19 protein-coding genes and 1 pseudogene are annotated in these 22,860 nt (G+C 64.0%); 5 read left to right on the top strand and 15 right to left on the bottom strand.

Translation table 11 applies throughout. The features are described 5' to 3' along the window. The first annotated feature begins 113 nt into the window (after nt 1-113). The 3 genes and pseudogenes from EWH12_RS18670 to EWH12_RS18660 all read left to right on the top strand — a co-directional run. Nucleotides 114-713: an FAD-dependent oxidoreductase gene (locus EWH12_RS18670; protein ID WP_422917742.1), complete on the top strand. Its 600-nt coding sequence runs from the start codon at nt 114-116 to the stop codon at nt 711-713. A 91-nt stretch (nt 714-804) separates the two neighbouring features. Next, nucleotides 805-3,774, top strand: a complete 2,970-nt coding sequence (locus EWH12_RS18665; RefSeq protein ID WP_014072601.1) for a Tn3 family transposase — start codon at nt 805-807, stop codon at nt 3,772-3,774. Nucleotides 3,775-3,831: 57 nt separating this feature from the next. After that, nucleotides 3,832-4,407: pseudogene (locus tag EWH12_RS18660) on the top strand (Tn3 family transposase); the annotation flags it as partial. Between the two features lie 247 nt (nt 4,408-4,654). On the opposite strand, the gene EWH12_RS18655 reads toward EWH12_RS18660, so the two are convergent. The 13 genes from EWH12_RS18655 to EWH12_RS18595 form a co-directional block, all read right to left on the bottom strand. Beyond that, complete coding sequence (locus EWH12_RS18655) at nt 4,655-5,404, bottom strand: HAD-IIB family hydrolase (RefSeq protein ID WP_004212890.1); 750 nt, start codon at nt 5,402-5,404, stop codon at nt 4,655-4,657. Further along, nucleotides 5,401-7,902 (bottom strand): heavy metal translocating P-type ATPase, encoded by a 2,502-nt coding sequence (locus tag EWH12_RS18650; protein WP_004212886.1) that lies wholly within the window; start codon nt 7,900-7,902, stop codon nt 5,401-5,403. The genes EWH12_RS18655 and EWH12_RS18650 overlap by 4 nt, the downstream gene beginning before the upstream one ends. Then, nucleotides 7,899-8,507, bottom strand: a complete 609-nt coding sequence (locus EWH12_RS18645) for a cation efflux transmembrane domain-containing protein (RefSeq protein ID WP_004212885.1) — start codon at nt 8,505-8,507, stop codon at nt 7,899-7,901. Before EWH12_RS18645 ends, EWH12_RS18650 begins: the two co-directional genes overlap by 4 nt. Then, nucleotides 8,504-9,190 (bottom strand): ZIP family metal transporter, encoded by a 687-nt coding sequence (locus tag EWH12_RS18640; protein ID WP_004212882.1) that lies wholly within the window; start codon nt 9,188-9,190, stop codon nt 8,504-8,506. The genes EWH12_RS18645 and EWH12_RS18640 overlap by 4 nt, the downstream gene beginning before the upstream one ends. 3 nt (nt 9,191-9,193) lie before the next feature. Then, nucleotides 9,194-9,607, bottom strand: coding sequence for a hypothetical protein (locus EWH12_RS18635; protein ID WP_017183574.1), 414 nt, complete (start codon nt 9,605-9,607; stop codon nt 9,194-9,196). A 47-nt stretch (nt 9,608-9,654) separates the two neighbouring features. Beyond that, complete coding sequence (locus EWH12_RS18630; RefSeq protein WP_021238674.1) at nt 9,655-10,032, bottom strand: hypothetical protein; 378 nt, start codon at nt 10,030-10,032, stop codon at nt 9,655-9,657. Beyond that, nucleotides 10,029-10,517 (bottom strand): SRPBCC domain-containing protein, encoded by a 489-nt coding sequence (locus EWH12_RS18625; RefSeq protein ID WP_004212879.1) that lies wholly within the window; start codon nt 10,515-10,517, stop codon nt 10,029-10,031. Before EWH12_RS18625 ends, EWH12_RS18630 begins: the two co-directional genes overlap by 4 nt. Nucleotides 10,518-10,570: 53 nt before the next feature. Continuing rightward, on the bottom strand, nt 10,571-13,816 hold the full coding sequence (locus EWH12_RS18620) for an efflux RND transporter permease subunit (RefSeq protein ID WP_004212878.1): 3,246 nt from the start codon (nt 13,814-13,816) through the stop codon (nt 10,571-10,573). A 3-nt stretch (nt 13,817-13,819) separates the two neighbouring features. Beyond that, complete coding sequence (locus tag EWH12_RS18615) at nt 13,820-14,998, bottom strand: efflux RND transporter periplasmic adaptor subunit (protein ID WP_004212877.1); 1,179 nt, start codon at nt 14,996-14,998, stop codon at nt 13,820-13,822. Then, nucleotides 14,998-16,275, bottom strand: a complete 1,278-nt coding sequence (locus EWH12_RS18610) for a TolC family protein (RefSeq protein ID WP_013039111.1) — start codon at nt 16,273-16,275, stop codon at nt 14,998-15,000. Before EWH12_RS18610 ends, EWH12_RS18615 begins: the two co-directional genes overlap by 1 nt. Nucleotides 16,276-16,335: 60 nt before the next feature. Beyond that, a complete protein-coding gene (locus tag EWH12_RS18605) occupies nt 16,336-16,632 on the bottom strand; it encodes a hypothetical protein (protein WP_007406840.1) in 297 nt (98 codons plus the stop codon). A 73-nt stretch (nt 16,633-16,705) separates the two neighbouring features. Continuing rightward, the gene (locus EWH12_RS18600) at nt 16,706-18,673 is read right to left on the bottom strand and encodes a cytochrome c/FTR1 family iron permease (protein WP_004212871.1); all 1,968 of its coding nucleotides are present in this window, start codon (nt 18,671-18,673) and stop codon (nt 16,706-16,708) included. Further along, nucleotides 18,673-19,299: a cation efflux transmembrane domain-containing protein gene (locus tag EWH12_RS18595; protein WP_004212870.1), complete on the bottom strand. Its 627-nt coding sequence runs from the start codon at nt 19,297-19,299 to the stop codon at nt 18,673-18,675. Before EWH12_RS18595 ends, EWH12_RS18600 begins: the two co-directional genes overlap by 1 nt. A 78-nt stretch (nt 19,300-19,377) precedes the next feature. On the opposite strand from EWH12_RS18595, the gene EWH12_RS18590 reads away from it, so the two are divergent. Next, nucleotides 19,378-19,794, top strand: a complete 417-nt coding sequence (locus tag EWH12_RS18590) for a MerR family transcriptional regulator (RefSeq protein ID WP_004212867.1) — start codon at nt 19,378-19,380, stop codon at nt 19,792-19,794. Here EWH12_RS18590 and EWH12_RS18585 read toward each other — a convergent pair. After that, nucleotides 19,788-20,990, bottom strand: coding sequence for an aspartyl protease family protein (locus tag EWH12_RS18585; RefSeq protein WP_013039112.1), 1,203 nt, complete (start codon nt 20,988-20,990; stop codon nt 19,788-19,790). The genes EWH12_RS18590 and EWH12_RS18585 overlap by 7 nt on opposite strands. A gap of 289 nt (nt 20,991-21,279) precedes the next feature. Beyond that, nucleotides 21,280-21,852, bottom strand: a complete 573-nt coding sequence (locus EWH12_RS18580; RefSeq protein WP_009824027.1) for a recombinase family protein — start codon at nt 21,850-21,852, stop codon at nt 21,280-21,282. Between the two features lie 191 nt (nt 21,853-22,043). On the opposite strand from EWH12_RS18580, the gene EWH12_RS18575 reads away from it, so the two are divergent. Beyond that, nucleotides 22,044-22,799, top strand: coding sequence for a helix-turn-helix domain-containing protein (locus EWH12_RS18575; protein ID WP_242496122.1), 756 nt, complete (start codon nt 22,044-22,046; stop codon nt 22,797-22,799). Nucleotides 22,800-22,860 lie beyond the last annotated feature (61 nt).

Raw genomic sequence — 22,860 nt, 5'->3', positions numbered from 1 at the left:
AGATGCCACCACGTGAGTGGACCATGGCGAAGGCGCAATTTGCCGTGATCTTCGGCGAACGTTTCATCAGAGCCATGGCGGCCTGATGATCAACCGCCCGGCCGCACACGGAAATCCTGACAGTCCCCGGGCTTGGGCTGGAGGAGCGCGGCATAGTGCTTGCCCGTAATGGTGGAATCGTCGTCGATGACCACCTCGAAACGTCGGTTCCAGGCATTTACGCGGCGGGCGATGTAACGGGACGGGACCAGTTCGTCTACATGGCCGCCTATGGCGCAAAACTGGCCGCGCGCAACGCGGTGACGGGCAACCAATACCGCTACGACAATTCCTCCATGCCATCCGTCGTCTTCACCGACCCGCAAGTCGCCAGCGCCGGCCTCACTGAAACGACAGCACGGGCGCAAGGCCTGGACATCAAGGTTTCGCTGCTCCCGCTCGATGCTGTGCCAAGGGCACTGGCAGCACGCGATACGCGGGGTCTCATCAAACTGATTGCCGACAAGGCGAACGACCGTTTGCTGGGCGGCCAGATCATGGCACCCGAAGGCGCGGATTCGATCCAGACACTGGTGCTGGCGATCAAACACGGCATGACCACCCTGGAATTGGGTGCAACGATATTTCCTTACCTGACCACTGTGGAAGGCCTCAAACTGGCGGCCCAAACGTTTGATAAGGATGTCGCCAAACTGTCTTGCTGCGCCGGGTGATTGCTCGGGGATCAACCGGCAACGAATGGCCTCCCTCCAGTGCAAGCCGCTTTGGTGTCAATTTTGTTATTCGCCTCAGCGGGAGAGCAAAATGGCACGACGCCGACTTCTGACCGGAGACGAGCGCCGGCGCCTGTTCGATCCTCCTGTCCAAGAAACCGCGATCATTGGGCATTATACCCTTTCTGCGGAAGATGTTGAATTGGTTGGGCGCCGCTATGGTCCAGCAAATCGCCTCGGTCTGGCTGCACAAATCGCTTTGATGCGACATCCCGGCTTTGGTCTGCAACCCGAGATCGGGCTTCCCGACGTCATTCTTCAGTACCTCGCGGCACAGTTATTCGTCGATCCTTCCTCCTTCTCTGCATATGGTCAGCGCGCGCAAACCCGTACCGATCATGCCGATCTCGTGGCGCGTTATCTTGGCATACGCCCGTTTCGACGCGGCGACCTGGCACTTGCCCTGAATCTTGCCGCGCAAGCCGCCGAGTATACAGACAGAGGTGAACCGATTGTTCGCGCCCTCATGGTTGGCCTGAAGGGTGAGCGGTTCATTCTTCCGTCAGGCGACACACTGGAACGCGCCGGTCTTGCTGGCCGGGCACGCGCACGCAAAGCTGCCGCAGCCGCAATCGTCGAAGGCCTCAGCTCTGCTGAACTGACACGGCTAGACGAACTCGTAATCAACAACCCGGATTTCGGCATGACACCGCTGGCGTGGTTGCGTAATTTCGAAGAAGCCCCGACTGCGGCCAATATCAATGGCTTGCTTGAGCGCCTGCGCTATGTTCGCGGCATAGGTATCCACCCGGTAGTTGGGGGCGCCATTCCGGAATTCCGCTTTGCCCAATTTGTCCGCGAGGGCGGCGTGGCACCGGCATTCCTGCTTTCGGATTACAGCGTCAATCGCAGGCGGGCGACGTTGACGGCCGCAGTGATCGACCTTGAGGCCAGACTTGCCGATGCCGCGATCCAAATGTTTGACCGACTTATCGGCGGCATGTTCACGCGCGCGCGGCGTGGGCGCGAGCGTCGCTACCAAGATAGTATTCAGTCGGTGGGGCAACTCATGCGGCTGTTTGGCGCCACGATTACAGCACTTGATGAGGCTGTCCAGAATGGCGGCGATCCGCTCGAATTGATTGACGAAGCGGTGGGCTGGCACCGGCTTGTTGCGGCAAAGGCCCAAGTAGATGCCCTTGCTGATCTTGCCGGCGAGGACGCACTGGTAACGGCAACCGAGCGTTACGCCACGCTACGGCGTTTCAGCCCGGCATTTCTGGACGCCTTCACCTTCAAGGCGTCTGGAACAGGGACGGCACTGATCAAAGCCATCGATGTCATTCGCGATGCGAACACACGAAAGTCGCGCGACCTTCCCGATGGCGTTCCACTGCCATTCCCCAATCGGCAGTGGAAGCGTCTCATCACCGAAAGCGGCCGTATCGACCGCCGACGTTATGAAATTGCGATCATGGCAACCTTGCGTGATCGTTTGCGCGCCGGTGATGTATGGATCGAGGGAACCCGCAACTATCAGCGCTTCGATGCCTATTTGCTGGGTCGGCGCGACGCCGCCAAAGTGGCGGATGTGCTTCCGTTCGATTCAAATGCTGCATCCTACCTCGCTGACCGGGCACGAAATCTTGACTGGCGGCTGCGCCGATTTGCCAAGCAGTTGAAAACAAACAAGCTTGAGGGAGTGTCGCTCGAACGAGACCGGCTCAAGCTTCAGCAAATGCCGCCTGTCACCCCACCGGAAGCTGAAGCCCTCGATCGCAAGCTCGATACCCTGCTTCCCCGCGTGCGCATCACCGAGCTGCTGCTTGAAGTCGCCGAACGCACTGGTTTTTTGAACGCATTCCGTGACCTGCGCTCAGGCAAGGAGCACGACAACCCCAGCACGGTACTCGCCGCAATTCTGGCTGATGGCACCAACCTCGGGCTGGAGCGGATGGCCAATGCCAGCGAAGGCGTCAGCTATGCCCAACTCGCATGGACCCACAACTGGTATCTTTCACCCGAGAACTATCAGGCCGCGCTGGCCATGATCATCTCAGCCCATCACGAATTACCCTTCGCGCGGCATTGGGGCGCTGGCACCAGTTCGTCGTCCGATGGCCAGTTCTTCCGGTCGGGGCGGAGCCGTTCAGGGGCGGCGGACGTCAATGCCAAATATGGCGCCGAACCTGGCGTGAAAATCTATTCTCACCTTTCCGATCACTTCGCATCATTCGGATCACGGATCATGTCCGCGACGGCAGGTGAAGCGCCTTACGTGCTCGACGGGCTTGTCCTGGGCGCCGGCAACCTTCCGTTGCATGAGCACTATACCGATACCGGCGGCGCCACCGATCATGTTTTCGCACTCTGCCACCTACTCGGGTTCCGCTTCGCGCCACGGCTGCGCGATATTGGCGACCGCAAGCTGGGTTCGATCGCTGCGCCATCGACATACAAGGGCATCGAAAATCTGATGGGCCGCACCATCAAAACGGCAGCGATCGAGGCCGATTGGGATGACATCGTCAGGATTGTCGCCTCAATCAAGGATGGCACGGTGGCGCCGTCAGTAATCTTGCGAAAACTTGCCGCCTACAAACGCCAGAACAGGCTGGATTTTGCATTGGCTGAACTGGGCCGTATCGAGCGCACTTTGTTCACGCTCGATTGGCTTGAACAACCGGAACTGCGACGTGCCTGTCAGGCCGGTCTCAACAAAGGCGAGGCGAGGCACACGCTTGCCGCCGCCATCTATACCAACCGGCAGGGTCGGTTCACCGATCGCTCGCTGGAAAATCAGGAATTTCGCGCATCTGGGCTGAACCTGCTGATTGCGGCGATTTCCTACTGGAACACGGTCTATCTCGACCGGGCCGCCCAGCACCTCAACGCTGTCGGCACGACGTTCGATGCGGCACTGCTTGCGCACCTTTCTCCGATGGGCTGGGCGCACATCAGTCTGACCGGCGATTACCTCTGGGAGCAGGCCAGGCGACTTCCAGCAGGTGAATTCCACCCACTCAACGAGCCAATGGCGCGGTTGAAGCGTGTAGCGTAGCCCATGTTCCGCTTATGTCCGAGAAATCGTTGTCTGGCGAACAAACCTTGAGGTGACGCCTTGCTCGGCTACAGGTTCGCCCCCCGTATCCGCGATCTCCCTCAGAAAAGACTCTATGCCTTCACGCCCAACGCGACGCCGGCCAATGTGCGAGCGCTGGTCGGAGGTAAGATCAATGAACCGCTCATCGAGCGCAACTGGCCCGACATCCTGCGCATCATGGCGACGATCGCAGCGGGGATCGTCGCCCCCAGCCAGATTCTTCGCAAGCTCGCCTCTTACCCGCGCCAGAATGAGCTGGCCCTCGCATTGCGAGAGGTGGGCCGCATCGAGCGAACCCTGTTCATGATCGACTGGATTCTTGATGCCGGCCTCCAGCGCCAGGCTCAGATCGGCCTCAACAAGGGTGAGGCCCACCACGCCCTAAAGCGCGCCATCAGCTTCCACCGCCGAGGTGAAATCCGGGATCGATCCGGCGAAGGCCAGCACTATCGCATCGCCGGAATGAACCTGCTCGCCGCCATCATCATATTCTGGAACACCATGAAGCTCGGCGAGGTCGTCAATACCCGGGCCGCCAGCGGTACCCATATCGCGCCTGATCTACTCGCCCACGTCTCGCCGTTGGGATAGGAACACATCAATCTAACCGGGGAATATCGCTGGCCCAAATCCTTAGCGTAGGATTCCGCCCCCTCCCGCAAACGCCCCCTACGATTGAGAAGCGCGGCGGAATCTCTTAGATTGATCGCTGGAGGCTTTGTTCGCGGAGACGCGCACATTGCCTTCTTTTCGTTTTAGGAAGCGCTGCCCTAAGCGACAGAAGCCAGAGCTTTGACAATGCGGCATTCCGCGATGGAGCCGACCATGTATCTTGATCCTATCGGTGCAGACACGCGATGATGGCGGTCACGACGGCGGTGGTTTCCGCGACGTCGCGCACCCTCACTGTGTCGAGGCCGATTTCAGCAGCGGGATAGTCATTCCCACCGGGGAATATCGCATCCCCAATGAACAGCATCCCGTCGAGCGGGACACCGCTCTCGGCACTCAGGCGCTTCAGGCCATAGCCCTTGTCGATCCCTGCTCTGGTCACGTCGATCGATGTCGTGCCACCGAGATTGATCGAGAGCTCCGGCAGCTTCGCGCGCAACGTGGCCTGCAACGCGGTCCTCTTCTTTCGGTCAGGATCCCACGCTTCCTTTTCCTTCAGCGGCGCTGCCTGCCCCAGGCCCGAAAAGGTGATCTGGCTGCCCCGGTCCTCGATCCGTTCGCCCCAGATACGTTCGTCGGCGAGACCGGCATCGGTCAGCGCCTGATCGAAGGCCGTGCGGATCTTCGCCTTCTCCGCGTCGTCGAACAGTTCGGCATAGACCGCGCGCCAAGCGCCATTGATGAACCGATAGAGTTTCGTGCCTGTGGTCGGCATCAACCAGAGACGGTCGAGCGCGACGCCGGCAGGAAGGCGCGAGGCGATCTGCTTTTCGAACTGCGGCCAGTCCCCGCCCGAGATCACCGCCACATCCGTGATGGCGAGCAATCGGGCGAGGATTGCGGCCATATCCTCCGATAACGGCCGCTTGCTCTCGGCAAGCGTGCCGTCGAGGTCGAAGGCGATCAGCCACTTCATGCCGCCTTCCCTGCCGGATCGCGGTAGGCGAGCAGCCTGAGCGCATTGATGACGACGAGCAGCGTCGATCCCTCATGAACCGCCACCGCTGGCCCAATGCCGAGGCCGAGGATGGTAGCAGGCACCAGGAAGGCGACGACACCCAGGCTGACGAAGACGTTCTGCCGGATGATTCCACGGGTATGGCGGCTAAGACCGACTGCGAATGGCAGGTGCGCCAGATCGTCGGCCATCAGCGCCACGTCGGCTGTCTCCAGCGCAACGTCCGACCCCGCCGCGCCCATCGCGATGCCGACCGTGGCGCTTGCCATCGCCGGCGCATCGTTCACGCCGTCGCCCACCATCGCGACCTTGTCTTCGCCGGCGAGCTTCTTGATCGCGGCAACCTTGTCTTCGGGCATGAGGTCGCCCCACGCTTCGTCGATCCCGACTTCGTCGGCGATCGCTTCGGCGACTTTCTGGTGATCGCCGGAGATCATTATCATCCGCGACACGCCCATCTCGTGCAGCCGACGCAACGCGGTCTTGGCAGCTTCGCGAGGCGTGTCCATCAGGCCGATCGCGCCCAGGTCGCGGTCCCCCTTGCGGACCACCATTGTCGTGCGGCCGTTCTCGCGCAGCTTCGCGATTGCGTCCTGCGCGCCCTGCCCCAGCGCCGGAATGCCCTCACTTCCGAACATCTCGGCCTTGCCGATCCACACCGTCTCGCCATCCACGCTCGCGGTGACGCCCCGACCGGTCAGGCTCTTGAGGTCGCCGGCAGTCGGCACGGCACGATCGTTCAGACGTTCGCGGCCGTCCTTGACGATCGCTTGGGCCAGGGGATGGTCGCTCAACGCTTCGACGGCGACAGCCAGCGCCAGCAACTCGCCTTCATCGGCGCCATCGACGGGCACGACATCAGTGATGCGCGGACGACCTTCGGTCAGCGTGCCCGTCTTGTCGAAAGCGATCGCTTTGAGCGACCCGAGGTTTTCGAGCGGTGCACCGCCCTTCACGAGCACGCCGCCCCGCGCTGCACGGGCAACGCCCGACAGGACCGCGCTCGGCGTTGCGATCGCGAGCGCGCACGGGCTTGCCGCCACCAGCACCGCCATCGCGCGATAGAAGCTGTCGCGGAACGGCTCGTCGACGACCACCCATGCGAACAGCAGGAGCACTGACAGGACCAGGACGGCGGGCACGAAGATCCGTTCGAACCGGTCGGTGAAGCGCTGCGTCGGCGACTTCTGCGTCTCCGCTTCGCTCACCATCTTCACGACCTTGGCAAGCGCGCTTTCATTGGAACGGCGTGTCACCTCGATCTCGATCGCGCCGCCGCCGTTGATCGTACCAGCAAAAACCCGGCTTTCCGCGTCGACTGCATCGGGCTTGGCGCGTGCCGCTGCGGCATCTGCGACCGGCACCTTGTCGACCGGGATGCTTTCACCCGTGACCGGGGCCTGGTTGATCGCGCTGGTGCCCTTGATGACGAAGCCGTCGGCAGGCAGGCGCTCGTTCGGGCGGACGATGGCAATGTCCCCGACGACCATCTGCTCGACCGGGATTTCGCTGGTCTGCCCGCCGCGTCGCACGGTCGCGGTTTCGGGCGCGAGCTTCGCCAGCGCCTCGATCGCCTTCTTGGCGCGGCCCATTGCATAATGCTCAAGCGCATGGCCGAGGCTGAACAGGAACAGCAGCAGCGCACCTTCGGCCCATGCGCCCAGCGCAGCGGCGCCGGCCGCAGCGACCAACATCAGCGTGTCGATCTCGAACTTCTTCATCCGGAGGTTGTCGATCGCCTCGCGCAGCGTGAAGAATCCGCCGAAGAAATAGGCTGCGATATAGCAGGCGGTCGGCAGCCATTCGGGCGCGCCAGCGACCAGCCTCTCGATCGCGTAGCCGATCCCCAGCAGCGCGCCACAGGCGAGCGCGAAGATCAGCTCGGTATTGGGGCCGAGAAATTCGGCGTGGCTATGGTCGTGGCCATCGCCGGGGCCGTGCTTCTCTTCGCCCGCGCCGTGGCCCCCGGGGCCGTGGTCGTGGCCGGCATGTTCATCGGCAGCGACCCGCTTGCCCACCCTCACCTTCAGCTTGCGAAGCGCAGCGCGCACCTCCTCTTCGGTGGTTTCGCGGCGATCATATTCGACCCGGACAGACCCGCTGGTGCTGGCGCTTGCCTGGACCACGCCGGGCAAGGCGCACAGCGCATCGCTGACCGTGCGCGCCCGACGTTCGTGGTTGATCCCCGTCACCTGCCAGATCGCATGGCCGTAGCGCTCGGTGATTTCGGCACCTGCGGCGCGCACCATTTCGCGCAACCGTGGCAGCGGCAGCTTGGCGGCATCGAAATGGATGCACAGCGCCGCTGGCGTGTTGCCGTCGAGACAGATCACATGCGCCCGCTCGACACCTTCGCGCTTTGACAGGGTTGATACGAGACGGTCCAGGCAGGCATCGGCCGCGTCAGGAAGGTCCGGCAACAACACTGGAATGTCGAGTTCGAGCTTGTCGTTCATGACGACCTCCTTTCGCTTTTCTTGGTTTCGGCGCGCGCGTCGCGCAGGATTTCGACACCGCCCTTGATGGCGATGATGGCGGTGGCGAAGCCGACCAGCAGGTCCGGCCAATTGGTACCCAACCACAGCACCAGCACGCCGGCGATCAGGATGCCGCCGTTGGAAATGAAGTCGTTGAAGCTGAAGGTGGTTGCGGCCCGGAGATTGACGTCCGGATCCTTGAGGCGCTGGAGCAGCCGCAGGCAGAGGTAATTCACGACGCCGGCGATCGCGGACATGACCATCATGGTAGGTCCGATGGGCTCGCTGCCCTGCACGTAGCGCCGTCCGACATCGATCAAGATGCCGCCCGCGAAGATCAGCAGCATGACGCCCGAAGCGACCGCGGCGCGTGTCTTCCATGTCTGGCCCCGGGTGAGCGCCACAAGGCTCAGCGCATACACAGCCGTATCGGACAGGTTGTCGACGCCGTTGGCGATCAGCGCGCTCGAGTCCGCGAAGAAGCCGGAAACGAAGAAGCCCGCAGCGATCGCCGCGTTCAGCAGCAGGACGATCCACAGTGTGCGGCGCTCCTGCCCGCCATTGTTGTCGTTGCCCGGGATCATCCCATCATCTCCTCAAGTGTCAGCAGGGCCAGGAAGCCGACGAAAAACATCGAGCTGATGAGCGGGGTGTCGGGTTTCTCGTGCGCCTCGACCAGCAACTCCTCCGTGACGAGGTAGAGCAGCGCCATCAGCCCGAAGCTGAGGAAGCCGGCGATCATCACCGGCGACAGCGCGGCGACCGGCACGGCAGCGAGCGCGCCGATCGGCAGCAGCAGGGCCAATGCCGAGACGATCACGATGATGCGCAAGCGCGAGCGATAGGTTTCCGCCAGCTCGTCGGTCAGCGTCAGTCCCAGAAATAACACTTCCAGAGTGAGCGCGATCGTCAGCAGGAGACCTGCCTTCTCGCCCGCCACGAAAGCGAGGCCGAGCACCAGGCCGTCCACCAGAATGTCGATGCCGATCGCGGCGAGTAGCGCCATCGGCCCCTTGAAGCGGGCCTCAAGAGCCTTGAGCCCCAGCATGGTCGCGACGCCCGCCGCCCCGCCGATCAACGTCGCGCTGGGCGATGCCTCATGCTTGACCTGCGGCAGGATTTCGGTCGCTGCCGCCGCGAACACGACGCCGGCAGCGAGATGCTGTAGGCCCGCCACGAGGCCAGGTTTCAACTTGGTGCGGCTCGCGACAATCGCGCCGAGCACGACCGCCAGCACAGGCGCAAGCGTATAGAGCAGTGCCTGCATTTCCTAGGACTCCTCCGGGGTTCGGTGGCAGACGCGGATCTTCCCGCGTCGCGTGAACGCGATCGATCCGCCCGCCACGACAGCCCGCGAATGGTCGCCGCGAAACTCGTCACCGGTTCGCTGCGCGCGCAGGATCTCGGTCCTGCCCTTCGGCAGCCAGGTGACGGCCATTTTCAAGCCTTCATCGATGAAGTCGACATCGGCGCGTGTGCCGTCGTCGCAGTACATGATGCGCTGCGCGATTAGTTTCGACGTCAGATGCTTTTCATGCGCCGGCTCGGTAGGCTGGGTCGGCGCTGGATTACACGCCCCTATAACCGCCCCGGAGACGAGAACGACGCCGAGGCGCGCGATCGCCAGACCGGCCCGATTCAGGCCGCACAAGGTTGTCACATTTGAAATCGACGTGTCAGACATCGGTCTCTTCCGACGAAGCGCCCTGTGGCGTTCGAAGGCAGGGCAGTTCATCGCGTGCCTTCCTGCTCGCAGATCCGGGTACGGCCATCGCCTTCCACGATGGTGAGCTGCGACCCCTTGAAGGTCGCGGTGGCTGTTTCGCCGACATATTGCAGGCCCTGCGCTGGCGCGGTCAGCATCATCGGCGGTCCCCCGTTGGAGCGCCGCAAATCGATCTGCAGGCCGTTGTCCTTGTAATCGACGAACAGCGGTTCCCCGTCGGAACAGCGATATCTATGCCGCCCCATTTCCCCGGTCGTCACGGCGCTGTCGGACGAATGGATCTGCTGCTCCGTTGGCGGGGCTGGCGGCTTTCTTTCCGAGCACGCCGCGAGCCCGACAACGAGGATGACGGCGGGCAGCACCCGCTTACAGTGCATCATCATCGCGCCTTCCTCCTGTAGCGGAAGGGGACGCGCTGACGATTGATAGCCCGGGCAGGCTGACCTACCCGCCAGCGGAGATAGGTTGCGAGGCGATCGTCAGATTCGACCATCAGGGATCGCAGGCGGCGCAACATCATCGCCGCGAACGGCAGGGAGAGCGCCCCGCGCAGCGTGCAGCTATGCGTTAGCCTGGTGCCGCCATCGTCCCCCGCCAGCTCGTACCGCTCTTCGAGCGTGAACAGATAGGGGATGCCGCAGGACCAAGCGAAGGCGTGCGGTTTATCGAATCGATCAATCCGTGCTGGCGTCCGAATTGGCCGGGTGATGCCCTGGATCGCAAAGGTGCATTCTGTGTCGCCGAGCCGGGACGGATCATCGAGAAATACGAGCGGACTCCACGCCCGGCGATGATCCGGATCGGTGAGTGCCGACCAGATGCGCAGTGGCCCGCCGTGAAGCATCGAGCTGGTTATGGTGCGAGGCATATCCCCATCTCCCAGAGATGGGCGGGGCGATCGCGGATCGCCCCGCCCATCCATCAGGCCAAGTTGTTCACGAAGGTCTGACCGTGGTCGTCCCCTTCATGCTCCTCATTGTAGTGCTCGGGTTTCTCGATCACTTTCTGCCCGAACCGGGCATAGAGTGTCGGCAGCACGAACAGCGTAAGAAGCGTCGCCGAGATCAGACCGCCGATGACGACCGTCGCCAAAGGCTTTTGAACCTCTGCGCCGGCGCCTTCGCCCAGCGCCATCGGCACGAAGCCGAGGCTGGCGACTAGCGCGGTCATGATGACGGGTCGCAGACGCTGCATCGCGCCAACATGCGCGGCTTCCTCGCGGCTCATCCCTGATCGGATCAGATCTTGGATCGAGCTGACCATGACGAGGCCGTTGAGGACCGCGATGCCCGAGAGGGCGATGAAGCCCACTGCCGCCGAGATCGAGAAGTCCATGCCCCGCAGGAACAGCAACAGGACGCCGCCCACCAGCGCGAAAGGCACGCCGGTGAACACGATCGCGGCGTCGCGGACCGATCCCAACGCCCCGTAGAGGAGCAGCAGGATCAAGATGAAGCAAGCCGGAATGACCAGCTTCAGCCGTTCGCTTGCCGATTGGAGGTTCTCGAACTGGCCGCCCCATTCGAGATAGGTGCCGGCAGGCAGCCGGAGTTGGCTGCCGATCGCCGCCTGCGCATCCGCCACGACGGATCCGACGTCGCGGCCACGCACGTTGGCTTGCACCACCACGCGCCGCTTGCCGTTCTCGCGGCTGATCTGGTTCGGACCATCGACCACCTTGATCTCGGCGACGCTGGACAGCGGTACATAGCCGCCGCCTGCCACCGGCACCTGCACCTGTTGGAGCAGGCCGATGTCGGCACGCTGCGCCTCCGACAGGCGGATCACCACGGGGAAGCGACGGTCGCCCTCGAAGATCTGGCCCGATGTTCGCCCGCCGATCGTCGCAGTCACGGTGTCCTGCACATCCTGAGCCGTAACGCCCAACCGCGCCATCGCGTCGCGGTTGACGCGAATGTCGAGCATGGGAAGACCGGTCGTCTGCTCCACCTTCACGTCCGCTGCGCCTTGCGTTCTGCGCAGCACCGCCGCGATTTGCTCGGCCGTCCGGTTCATCTGGTTGAAGTCGTCCCCGAACACCTTCACCGCGATGTCGCCGCGCACGCCGGCGATCAGCTCGTTGAAGCGCATCTGGATGGGCTGGGTGATCTCGTAGGCATTTCCCGGAATCTTCGCGAGATTACCCTCGATCCGGCTGACCAGCTCCTCCTTGGGAAGCTCAGGATCCGGCCAATCCTTGCGCGGCTTCAGGATGACGAACATGTCGGTCGCGTTCGGCGGCATCGGGTCGGCCGCCAGCTCGGCGGTGCCCGTCTTGGAATAGACGAATTGCACCTCCGGCTGCTTCGACATCATCCGCTCGATCGGCACCTGCATCGCCTGGCTCTGCTGGACCGACGTTGCCGGAATGCGGAGCGACTGGATCAGCAAATCGCCTTCGTCGAGCTGCGGCAGGAACACCGAGCCGAGCGTAGTGAAAGCAAGCGCCGCCACCACAAGGCTTCCCACACCCGCACCGATCGTCAGCGTCGGGCGCTTCATGGCCCGGTCGAGACCGGGTTCGTAGCGCTTCTTCAGCCACGTGATGATGCGGCCGTCCTTCTCCTCGACCTTCTTCGACAGCCAGATCGCAATCATCGCCGGCACGAAGGTGAGAGAGAGGATGAAGGCGAAGGCGAGCGCGATGATGACGGTCAGCGCCATCGGTCCGAACGTTTTACCCTCCACGCCGGTCAGCGTGAGCAGCGGTACGTAGACGAGGATGATGATTGCCTGCCCGTACACAGAGGGACGGATCATCTCACGCGCAGCGGCTGCCACGGTCGCGAGCCGTTCCTTGACGCTGAGCAATCGGCCTTCATGATGCTGTTGCTCGGCAAGCCGGCGCAGCGCGTTTTCGACAATGATGACGGCGCCGTCGACGATCAGACCGAAGTCCAAAGCCCCAAGGCTCATCAGATTGGCCGAGACCCCAGCGCGCAGCATACCAAAGCCTGTCAGCATCATGGTGATCGGGATGACCAACGCCGCGATCAGGGCCGCACGGAAGTTGCCGAGCAGCAGGAAGAGCACGACGATGACCAGCACCGCGCCTTCGGACAGGTTTTTCGCGACCGTCTTGATCGTCGAATTGACCAGCTCGGTGCGGTTCAGCACCGGCTGAATTACGACGTCAGGAGGCAGCGAAGCGTTGATCGTCTTCAGTTTCTCAGCGACCGCGGTCGACACGATGCGGCTGTTCTCGCCGATCCGCATGATCGCCGTGCCGACGACGACTTCGGTACCGTTCTCCGATGCCGAACCCATGCGGATCGCCTGACCCGTCTTCACAGTCGCAACTTGTTCGACCGTGATCGGCACGCCGTTACGTGTCGCGATCACGGTCCTGGCCAACTCGCTGGCATTGCGAACGAGCGCATCCGAGCGAACAGCCAGACCTTCGCCATTGCGATTGACGAAGCCACCGCCGACGCTGGTGTTATTGCGCTCCAGCGCATTTCCCAGGTCCGTCAGCGTGATGCCGAGCGAGGCCAGCTTCTGCACGTCGGGCACGACGAGGAACTGCTTGGCGTAACCGCCAATCGAGTCGACACCGGCGAGGCCCGGTGTGGTCTTCAGAAGCGGCGTCACGATCCAGTCCTGCGCGGTGCGCAGGTAGGTCGCCTTGTCCTCTTCGGTCGTCAGTCGCTCGCCCTCTGGCGTGATGTAGCTGCCATCGGGCTGTTGGCCCGGTTCACCGGGCTTGTGCTTGTCGTCCTCGCGATGATCGAGACGAACGGTGTACATGTACACCTCGCCCAGGCCTGTCGCGATCGGACCCATTTCAGGGTTCACGCCGTCGGGCAGATTCTCTTGCACGCCCCGCAGACGCTCGCCCACCTGCTGGCGGGCGAAATAGATGTCCGTCGCGTCCGAAAAGACCGCCGTGATCTGCGCGAAGCCGTTGCGGCTCAACGAGCGCGTATATTCCAGGCCGGGGGTGCCGGCGAGCGCGGTTTCGATTGGAAACGACACCTGCTTCTCGACCAGCTCGGGCGAGAGGGCAGGCGCGCGGACGTTGATCTGGACCTGATTGTTGGTGATGTCCGGCACCGCGTCGATCGGTAGCCGGTAGAGGGAAAAGGCGCCGATGGCGGCGACGATGACGGTGAGGAGCAGGACTAGCCAGCGCTTCTCGACCGCCCAGGTTACGATACGGGCGATCATGGCTTAATCCTCGTGGCTCGCTTCGCCCTTGCCGATCTCGGCCTTGAGCGTGAAACTTCCGGTGGTGGCGATCTGTTCGTTGCCGGTCAGGCCCGACCGGACGATCACCGTGTCGCCCGACGCATCGCCGAGCTGGACCGGGGTCGCCTTGAAGCCGGTGGGCGTGCGCACGAACACGACCGACTTGCCCTCGAAACTCTGGACCGCCGTCGTCGGCACGCGGACCGCCCCGCTCCCGCCGCTGCCCGTGAGCTGCACGGCTGCCGTCACAGGCTCGCCGACCCGCCATTCGCCACCGCGATTGTCGAGGGTGGCGAGCGCAGGCACGAGCCGCGTCTGCGGATCAAGCGCCGGCGACACGAAGGTCACGCGGGCGGTCGCCTGACGGCCTGCCGCCTTCACCAGCACCGTATTGCCGGGACGCACCCGGCCCGCATCCTCGGGCTTGAGATTAAGCGCGATCGACACCTGGCTCAGGTTGGCGATGCGATAGAGTTCGGCATCCGCCGCGACCGTTTGTCCCAGCGTCACGGGGCGCGCAATGATCTGGCCCGAGATCGGCGCGGCAATGCCGAGCCGGTTGAGCCCGCCGCCGCCGACACCCGCCGCCGAAACCATGCTCTGCGCCTGCGTCAGGGCGATCCGCGCCTCCGTCGCCGCTGTGCGGGCGGCGATCAGATCCTGTTCAGGGGAGACTCTCTGCGCGAACAGCCGCTGTTCGCGCGCGAGGTTCGAATTAGCGAGCTGAAGCCGCGCCCGCGCCGCCTCGACCTCGCCCTTGATCTGCGCCGCCTCGCGGCTTTCGATGACCGCAATGGTCTGGCCGCGTCCGACCGATTGGCCGAGGTTACGGGTGAGCGCGACCACGCGTCCCGCAATTGCGGCCGAGACGACCTGCGTTCCCTGTGGGTCGCCCTCGATGATCGCGGGCAGCTCGATCGTCCCGGCCCCGCCGATGATCGGCCGTCCGACCTGGACGCCCGCTGTGGCGATCTGGTCGGCACCCAATGTGACGACGCCTTCACCGGCATGACCGCCTTCAGCACCGCCCTTTTCCGTGCCCGCTGCCGTCTCATTGGCAGCTGCGCCTTCGGCAGTTGCCTCGTTTCCGCCATCCTTGCCGCCGCAGGCAGCCAAGAGCAGGGCGAGCGACGCCGCGCCCGCGAGATAAAAGCTCTTCATCACTGATTCCCCCCATTGGGCGCACGAGCGGTCAGTCGCTCCACTTGCGCGCGGGCATTCTGGTAATTGGCAAGCGCGTCGATCGCGGCGACCCGCGTTTCGGCGAGCGTGCGTTCAGCATCGAGCAATTCGAGCTGGCCGAACTTGCCCTCGCGATAGCCGATCCGCGCGATGCGGGCGGCCTCCTGTGCAGCCGCCAGCGCCGGCCCCGACGCCGCACGAGCCGTCGTTGCGGCATTGGCCGCCTGCGCCTGCGCGTCCGTGATCGCCTGTTCGATGTCGAGCGCGGTCACGCGGCGCTGCGCATCCGCCTGGGTCCGCTGCGCGGTCGCCTGCGCAATCGCGGCGCGACCATTGTTGAACACCGGGATCGGGATCGACACGCTGAACACCGCCGCCATGTCGTTGGTCGCTTCCAGGCGGCGGATCGACGGCCCGACGTTCAGGTCAGGCACGCGATTGGCGCGCGCGAGCCGCACGCCGGCTTCGGCAATGGAGAAATCCGCGTTGGCTGCCGCCAGCGCGAGTGTGCCGGTCGTGTTGACCGGTGCCAACGGCCCATAGACGTTCACATCGGGAAGGCGATCGAGCAGCGTGTCATCGAGCAGGCCGTCGATCGGCCGTCCGATCCGACGCGCCAGATTGGCGCGGGCCGCCTCGGCCAAGCGAAGCTGCCGCTCCACATTGGCGTCGGCATTGATACGCGCGACATCCGCGCGCTGTTGCTCGAGTGGCGATGCCCGCCCTGCCTGCACGCGAACGCTCGCGGCCCGCAGCGCATCGCTGGCGATCCGGGCCTGATCGCGGGCTGTCATTACCCGGCGATCGGCCGCGACCGCTTCGACATAGAGCTGCGTTACCTGAAGCCGGACATCCGCCGCGATGATCGCGGCCTGGATCTCGGCCCGGGACAATTGCGCATTGGCGACCGCGACGCGGGCGCCGCGCTTGCCGCCTAGCTCGATCGGGATCGCAAAGCCGACCGTGGTTTCCGCGCTGCGGACCCCCCGATACGGCCCGGAGCCGATGACATTCTCGACTTGGCCTTGAACCACCGGATTGGGCCGCAAGCCGGCGACTGTGCGACCTGCACGGGCCGCGTCGATTCCAGCTGTCGCCGCTTCCGCAGCAGGGGCCGAACCGCCCGCTGCACTGACCGCTTGGTCAAGCGTGTAGACCGGCGCATCCTGCGCAACAGGCGCGGACGGTCCGACCTGCGCCTGCGCCATCGTGGCGCAAGACGCTGCGGCCAGCATGGCCGCGAGGATACGATTCATGAAAATAGGACTCCTGACGATGATCGACAGGGGCGCGCCAACGCACGCCCAAATCGGACGTCAGGCTTGGGGGGGCCTCAAATGGACCATGCCGGTGCGGCCGTCGAGCGACGCAGAGGCGGAGATTGTCGGCTTGGGCACTGTGAGGACGGGGGTATATTCCATCGTCGTGCGCGCAGGCGCGCCGACGTCGTGTCCGTGACAATAATTGTGATGATGCGGGACATTCTTGTCCGAGTCCGATGGCACCTGATCGATGTCACCGGCGGTATGGACCGTGAACTCAACGCCCGCGATGCTTCCCCCCGCCAGATCGGCGGCATGGGCCATGCCGGAGAAGCTGGTCAGGACCAGCATCAGGCATGTCAGGAAAGGCAAAAAGGCTCGCACTAGCTTGCCTCTATCACGGAAGGGTTTTCATGTCATTGCACTAATTCGAACCAAGGGTCACTGAGCCGGAACCCGAGCGGGATCGGTCGCGCCCGTTCCAGGCGAACCCGACCGCAATGGCGACCGCCATCAGGAGTTGCGCCAGCACCGATTGCCAAGTGGGAAACACGCCGAGCATCGACAGCCGTGGCACGTCCGCGAGCGGTGCGATGTTGATAAGGCCGGCTTCCTGGAGCGCGGCGACGCCTTTACCCGCCAGCACGACGGTCAGGACCGCCATGAGCCAGGAGCTATAGCGGAAGAACTGCGCGATCGGCAGCTTGCGACTGTAGCGAAGCATGGCCCAAGCGATCAGGCTGAGCAGTCCAATCGCCGACCCGGCCCCCGCGAGAAGCATCCCGTTGTCACCTTGCGCCGAAAGCGCAGCATAGAACAGGATCGTCTCGAAGACCTCGCGATAAACTACGACGAACGCCAGCCCGAACAGGAACCAGCCCGACCCGCCCGAGAGCGCCCGCGACATCTTCTCGCGAATATAGCGCTGCCACTGATCGGCCTGCGCCTTGCCGTGCATCCAAATCCCGACCGAGAGCAGCACGACCGCGGCGAACAGCGAGCCAAACCCTTCCGTCAGCTCCCGGCTCGCACCGCTGATCCCGATCGCATAGGTGGCGACCGCCCAGGTGATCCCGCCCGCGATGATCGCGCTGACCCAGCCGCCATGCACGTACCGCAGCGCCTCGCCGCGCTCGGCTTTACGCAGGAACGCGATCATGGCGACAACGATGAGCAGGGCTTCGAGCCCTTCACGCAGCAGGATCGTGAACGCGCCCAGGAACGTGGACGCTTCGGTGGCGGCATCAGGCGCGAGCGCCGCTTCCGCATCGTCGAAAAGGCCGCCCAGTACTGCGACCTTCTCCGCGAGATCATCGGGCGACGCGCCCCGGTCGATCGAGGCGCGGAACTCCCCCATCGCGCCCTCGATTCGACCCATCAGCGTCGCGTCGCGCGCGGTGAGTGTTGGCTCGATCGGCTCGAACCCATCGAGATAGGCCGACAGCGCCAGCTCTTTCGCCATGCGCGCATCGCCGCGCCGCGCAGCCGCCACGCTTTCGGCGAGTTTGGCGCGGGCGACCGCGAGCGAGCCGGGAGCCTGTTGTATCACCTGTTCGGGATGACGACGCAGGAACGCGAGCACTGGGTCAGCCTTGGCGTCGCCGATCGCCGCGCCGAGCGCGGCCGGGGTGAGCGCGACCAGGGTTTTCAGGTCCGGAATGCGCCGGCGAAGGGTCGGGTCGGATTTCCAAAGCCGCTCGCCTTCGCGCGCCTGCGCATCCGTGAAGGCGAAGCTCCCGGCTCGGAATGCTAACGCCCAGCGCTGATCGTTGGGCAGATCGGCGAAGCTCTGCATCGCGGTCCCGTCGATGCCTTGCGTCACCACCTGATAGAGCGCGAACACGCTGCGCTGGCGCGCGCGCTCGGCATCGGTGAAAGCAATCGGGGGCGTAGCGAGCTTGGCGGCGTCAGGGCCACGGCCGTTGCCCGTCATCCCGTGGCAGGACGCGCAGGATTGTCGGAACAGTGCATCGCTGGAGACGAGGTTCGGAGCCTTATCGGGCGCGAGCGGCACCGGGTAGGCGCGCAACAGATCGGCCGCGAGCCCGTGCGCCAATGTTGCCACCTGTTCAGTCGGTCCCTTTTCCGCGATCACCGCCTGGAGGTTGGCAGCCCGCTGGATGAGGGCTTGACGCTCCGGCTTCGCCGGCAGGCCCTGAAGCCGTGTCGAGACCGACGCGGCGAACTCCGTCATCTCGGCATATTCCGACGTGCTCTTGATCCGACCGTTGGCGACCGCGCCGCCATAATCGACGGCCATATAGTCGAGCAGCCGCCATGCGGTTTGCACGTCGCCGGGTTCGGCGATTGCCGCAGCAGGGATCAGCAGCGCCGCGAGCGCGGAGAGCAGCCGCAACGAGAGCATTGCCCGGATCAACGCGAGCAGACGCACTACCGCTCTCCCAATTCGCGCCGAGCGCCAGTGACGATTTCATAAGCGGAGTGGAGGAACAGGAGGGCGATGAGGCCGGCGACGGCGAGGTCCGGCCAGGCGCTTCCTGTCCACGCCACCAGACCGGCCGCGGCGATCACCGCCACGTTGGCGAGCGCGTCGTTGCGGCTGAACAGCCAGATCGCGCGAACATTGGCGTCCCCTTCCCGGAAACGCGCAAGCACCAAGGCGGACACGACATTGATCGCGAGCGCGACAACGCCGATTGTGCCCATCAGTTCGGCATCGGGCGCGGTTGCGTTCAGGGCGCGCCAAATCGCGAAACCGATTACGCCCACGCCAAGCGCACCGAGAAACAACCCCTGCGTCAGCGCGACCTTTGCCCTCGCCCGTGCGGACCAGGCAAGCGCGAGAAGACCGATAAGGCTGATCGACCCGTCCCCGAGAAAATCGAGGGAATCCGCTTTCAGCGCTTGGCTATCGGCGATGAACCCGCCGAACAGCTCGGCGACTCCGAAGCCGAGGTTGAGCACCACGACGGTCAGCAGCGCACGGCGATAGGCCGGATCGGTTTGCGCGCGCGCGGGCTCCCCGTGGCACCCGCAGCTTTCGGTAGAAGCATTCATGCGGCCTTCCTTACCACCTCCAGTCGCTGTAGAAGCAAGCGAAATGTGCGACACGTTCGCATAAGCAAGGATGGCATGATGAAGCCGGTGATGATTGGGCAGCTCGCCAGCGAGACCTCGACGAAGGTGACGACGATCCGCTTTTATGAGTCGATCGGGTTGCTCCGATCCGCCCCTCGCACGGCGTCGGGTCGCAGAACCTACGATGCCAGTGACATTGAGCGTTTGCACTTCATCCGCAACGGTCGCCGGCTTGGCTTCTCCGTCGACGAGATCCGTTCGTTGATGGGGCTGGCGCAGAACCCGGACCAGGATTGTGGTGCCGCCTCAGCTATCGCTGCTCAGCACCTCAAGGATGTGGAGGAGAGACTGGCGCAACTCGCGGTGTTGCGGGATGAGTTGGCAATGCTCAGCCAGAGCTGCACCAAGGCGCGCATGGCCGATTGTCGGATCATGAAGGCGATCGGCAAAGGCCACCCTCAAGCCGATCAATAATAATCGGCCAGCCTGAGCTCGCGCACATCACCCGAGGCCATCGTCAGCTTTACGAGGGTGCCAGCAGGCCGGGAGCGCACTTGCCAGAGCTCCCCACGCGTATAGTTCGCATCGATCGAATGGCCGTTCACCGCCACGATCCGGTCGCCGACCGCCCAGCCAGCCTTTTCCGCGGGACTGTTCGCCGCCACATGAACAACGGTGAGCGCCGTTGGTGAGGCTGCGAGGCCAAGGCCGCTACGGTCCTTCAGCATCGGCAGGCGACGACGAGGACCGAGTGGCCGGAGCCACACGAATCCGGCGGTCACGTCGAACACCACGTCGAATTGAGCGATCAGCGGTAGGCCGACATTGCCAACCGTGCTGGTGGAGAGCCAAGCTCTCATCCCGAGTGTGGGGACGTTCGAGACGCCAAGCCCTTCGATGTTGATGTTCTGGATCGTGAAAGCATCGTTGATACGCACACCATCGACGCCGCCGATCGCCGCGGTCGAGACGAGCTTCCCGTTCAACAGCCCTTGATCGCGGGCATAGGCCGACGAGAGCATCAGCGCGGCCGAGCTGCCAAGATCGATCATCAAGGGCACGGGAGGCAAACCCGAGACGGAAGCTCGAATGAACAGCTCCTGCTTGGCACCGCGCCCGAGCGCGACAGCGCGCCAGTCGGGACCGGCGAGAAACGTGCCTGACTTGACGACCGCCATACGCCTTTTCGCGAAATCGAGCGCGATGCAGCTACCCGTGAACATATCGGCACCGAGGAGGATATCGATCGGTCGTCCGAAGGCCGCCGACACTGAACTCAGATCACCAACGACGGCAAAGGGTAAGCGACGGGTTTCGCGGGCGAGCTGTACGTCGATGTCGCGGACCAGCAGCACCGGGGCCTTGGCGCTCAGCCCGCTAATCATGCGCCGCTCACCATCGTTCAAGCCGAGCTTCGCCGCGAGCGCCGTGCTCATGATCGACGCGCCGCTGCCACTGTCGAGCACCGCCCGCACCGGCACTCCGCGCACTTGTGCCGAAACAAGGAGGGTATCACCCGTGCCGACTTCCAGCGGCTCCCATTCGAGGTGAGCCGCACCGAAGTTCCACGAGCCCGCAGACCGGGAAGTCTGTCGCGCGAGCGTTGGAGAACCGAGCACCAAGCCGGTTCCACAGGCCACCAGCCGCGCCACTAATGAGCGTCGAGACATACCGATTGCTTCAACACGGGCCGTCAAAAAGCCACCTCCAGCCCCCCGTCCGCAGGAGAGCAAATTGCGGTTACATGCTCCAGCCACTGGAGGAGCAAGTGCTTTTGGTGCGCCCGAAAATCCTCAGAAGCGCTTGGAGAACTTTAGATGAAGGATGGTGCAGACCGCTTAGATGCCTTCCCGATAACGAACGGTTCCGGGGGACGCTGGGCCGATCGGGACCGCGAACGGTGTAAACGCTCGCGCTAAGTGGCGGCATTCTGATCGCGCTATTTGTCGGCGAGCGTCGCTACGCGGCTACCGGCTTGGTCTCGGCCGATCGCACATAGGCGTAGAGTTTTGGCTTGGAGATGCCGAGCATCGAGCAAATCTTGGCGATCGGCATCGTGTTCTCGTGGTAGAGCCTGACGGGCAGGTCGCGCTTGTCCTTGCCGAGTGCGGCCGGCCGGCCACCCTTCTTGCCGCGAGCGCGGGCTGCGGTGAGACCGGCCTGGGTCCGCTCGCGGATCAGGTTGCGCTCGAACTCCGCCAATGCCCCGAACAGGTGGAAGGTAAGCTTGCCCGACGTGGTGGTCGTGTCGATCGCCTCGTGCAGGCTCAGCAGCCCGACCTTTTCCTCGTCGAGGTAGGTCATCCATCCGATCAGATCACGGAGCGAGCGGCCGAGCCTGTCGAGGCGCCAGACCACCAGTGTGTCGCCGGCGCGAAGCAGCTCCTTCACCTTTTCCAATCCAGGGCGAGCGGCAGTCGCCCCGGAGGCCTTGTCGGTGATGACCTTCTCGCAGCCGGCAGCCTTCAGCGCATCACGCTGGAGGTCCAGGTTCTGCTCGGCGGTCGATACGCGGGCGTAACCGATTTTCATGCGTAGGGCCGGTGGCGCCCCGATCGGGCGCGGTTTGGGAAGAAAGTCGTCATCGGCAGGTCTATGTTGCCCTAGTTTTCTTTACCGGGTAGATTTACGTCGAACAGGCCGGTTTGGCAACGCGAGCGGACTCGCATGGCGATGGGCAGGCAAATCTCCGTTTTCCTTACCTGCGACACGGACCGTCGGCGGTGACGCATCCGGCGCTTGTCCCGCCGCTGGCGATCGAGCGCTACCGCGTCCTTGAACCGCACCTCGCCGATGGCATCCCGCTCGCGGACCTCGCCCGCACCGGCACGCTGAGCGAGCGGACGTTGCAGCGCTGGCTCGGGCGCTACCGTGCCGAAGGACTTGCCGGTCTCGCGCGTCTGCCGCGCAACGATCGGGGCAGGCTGCACCTGCCGGAACATCTGGTCGAACTGACCCGCACTCTCGCCACCAAGCGCCCGCGACCCCCGGTCGCCGCCATTCACCGAAAGGTGCAGGAACTCGCCATCGCGCATGGACACCGAACCCCCAGCTATGCGGCCGTCGCGCGTGTCGTCAGGGCGATACCGGCAAGCCAGATCGCCGCAGCCTCCGATCCGGCCGTCTACCGCGACCAGCACGAGCTAGTGCATCGGCGCGAAGCCGCGACCTCGAACGAGATGTGGCAGGCCGATCATACCGTTCTCGACATTCTCGTGCTCGATGATGCCGGAACCCCGGTGCGTCCTTGGCTGACCGTCATCGTTGACGATCACAGCCGAGCCATCGCCGGTTACTTCCTCAGCCTCGATGCCCCCAGTGCCCTCAACACGGCGCTCGCCTTGCGGCAGGCGATCTGGCGCAAGCCCAATCCCGAATGGATCGTCAGCGGCATTCCCGAACAGCTTTACGTCGACAACGTCCTAGGTTGGGAAGCAGCGGCGGGAAAAGGCCAGCAGGTCTCGTTGCGCCGAGCGTGATCGGCGCTGATGACTTTTTGATCCAGATGGCTTCCATCGTCAAGGAATGCGCTCTCGGCCA

The sequence above is a fragment of the Sphingobium cupriresistens genome, assembly GCF_004152865.1.
In the GTDB taxonomy this organism is placed as follows: Bacteria; Pseudomonadota; Alphaproteobacteria; order Sphingomonadales; family Sphingomonadaceae; genus Sphingobium; species Sphingobium cupriresistens.
This window is presented reverse-complemented; position numbering and strand designations above follow the sequence as displayed.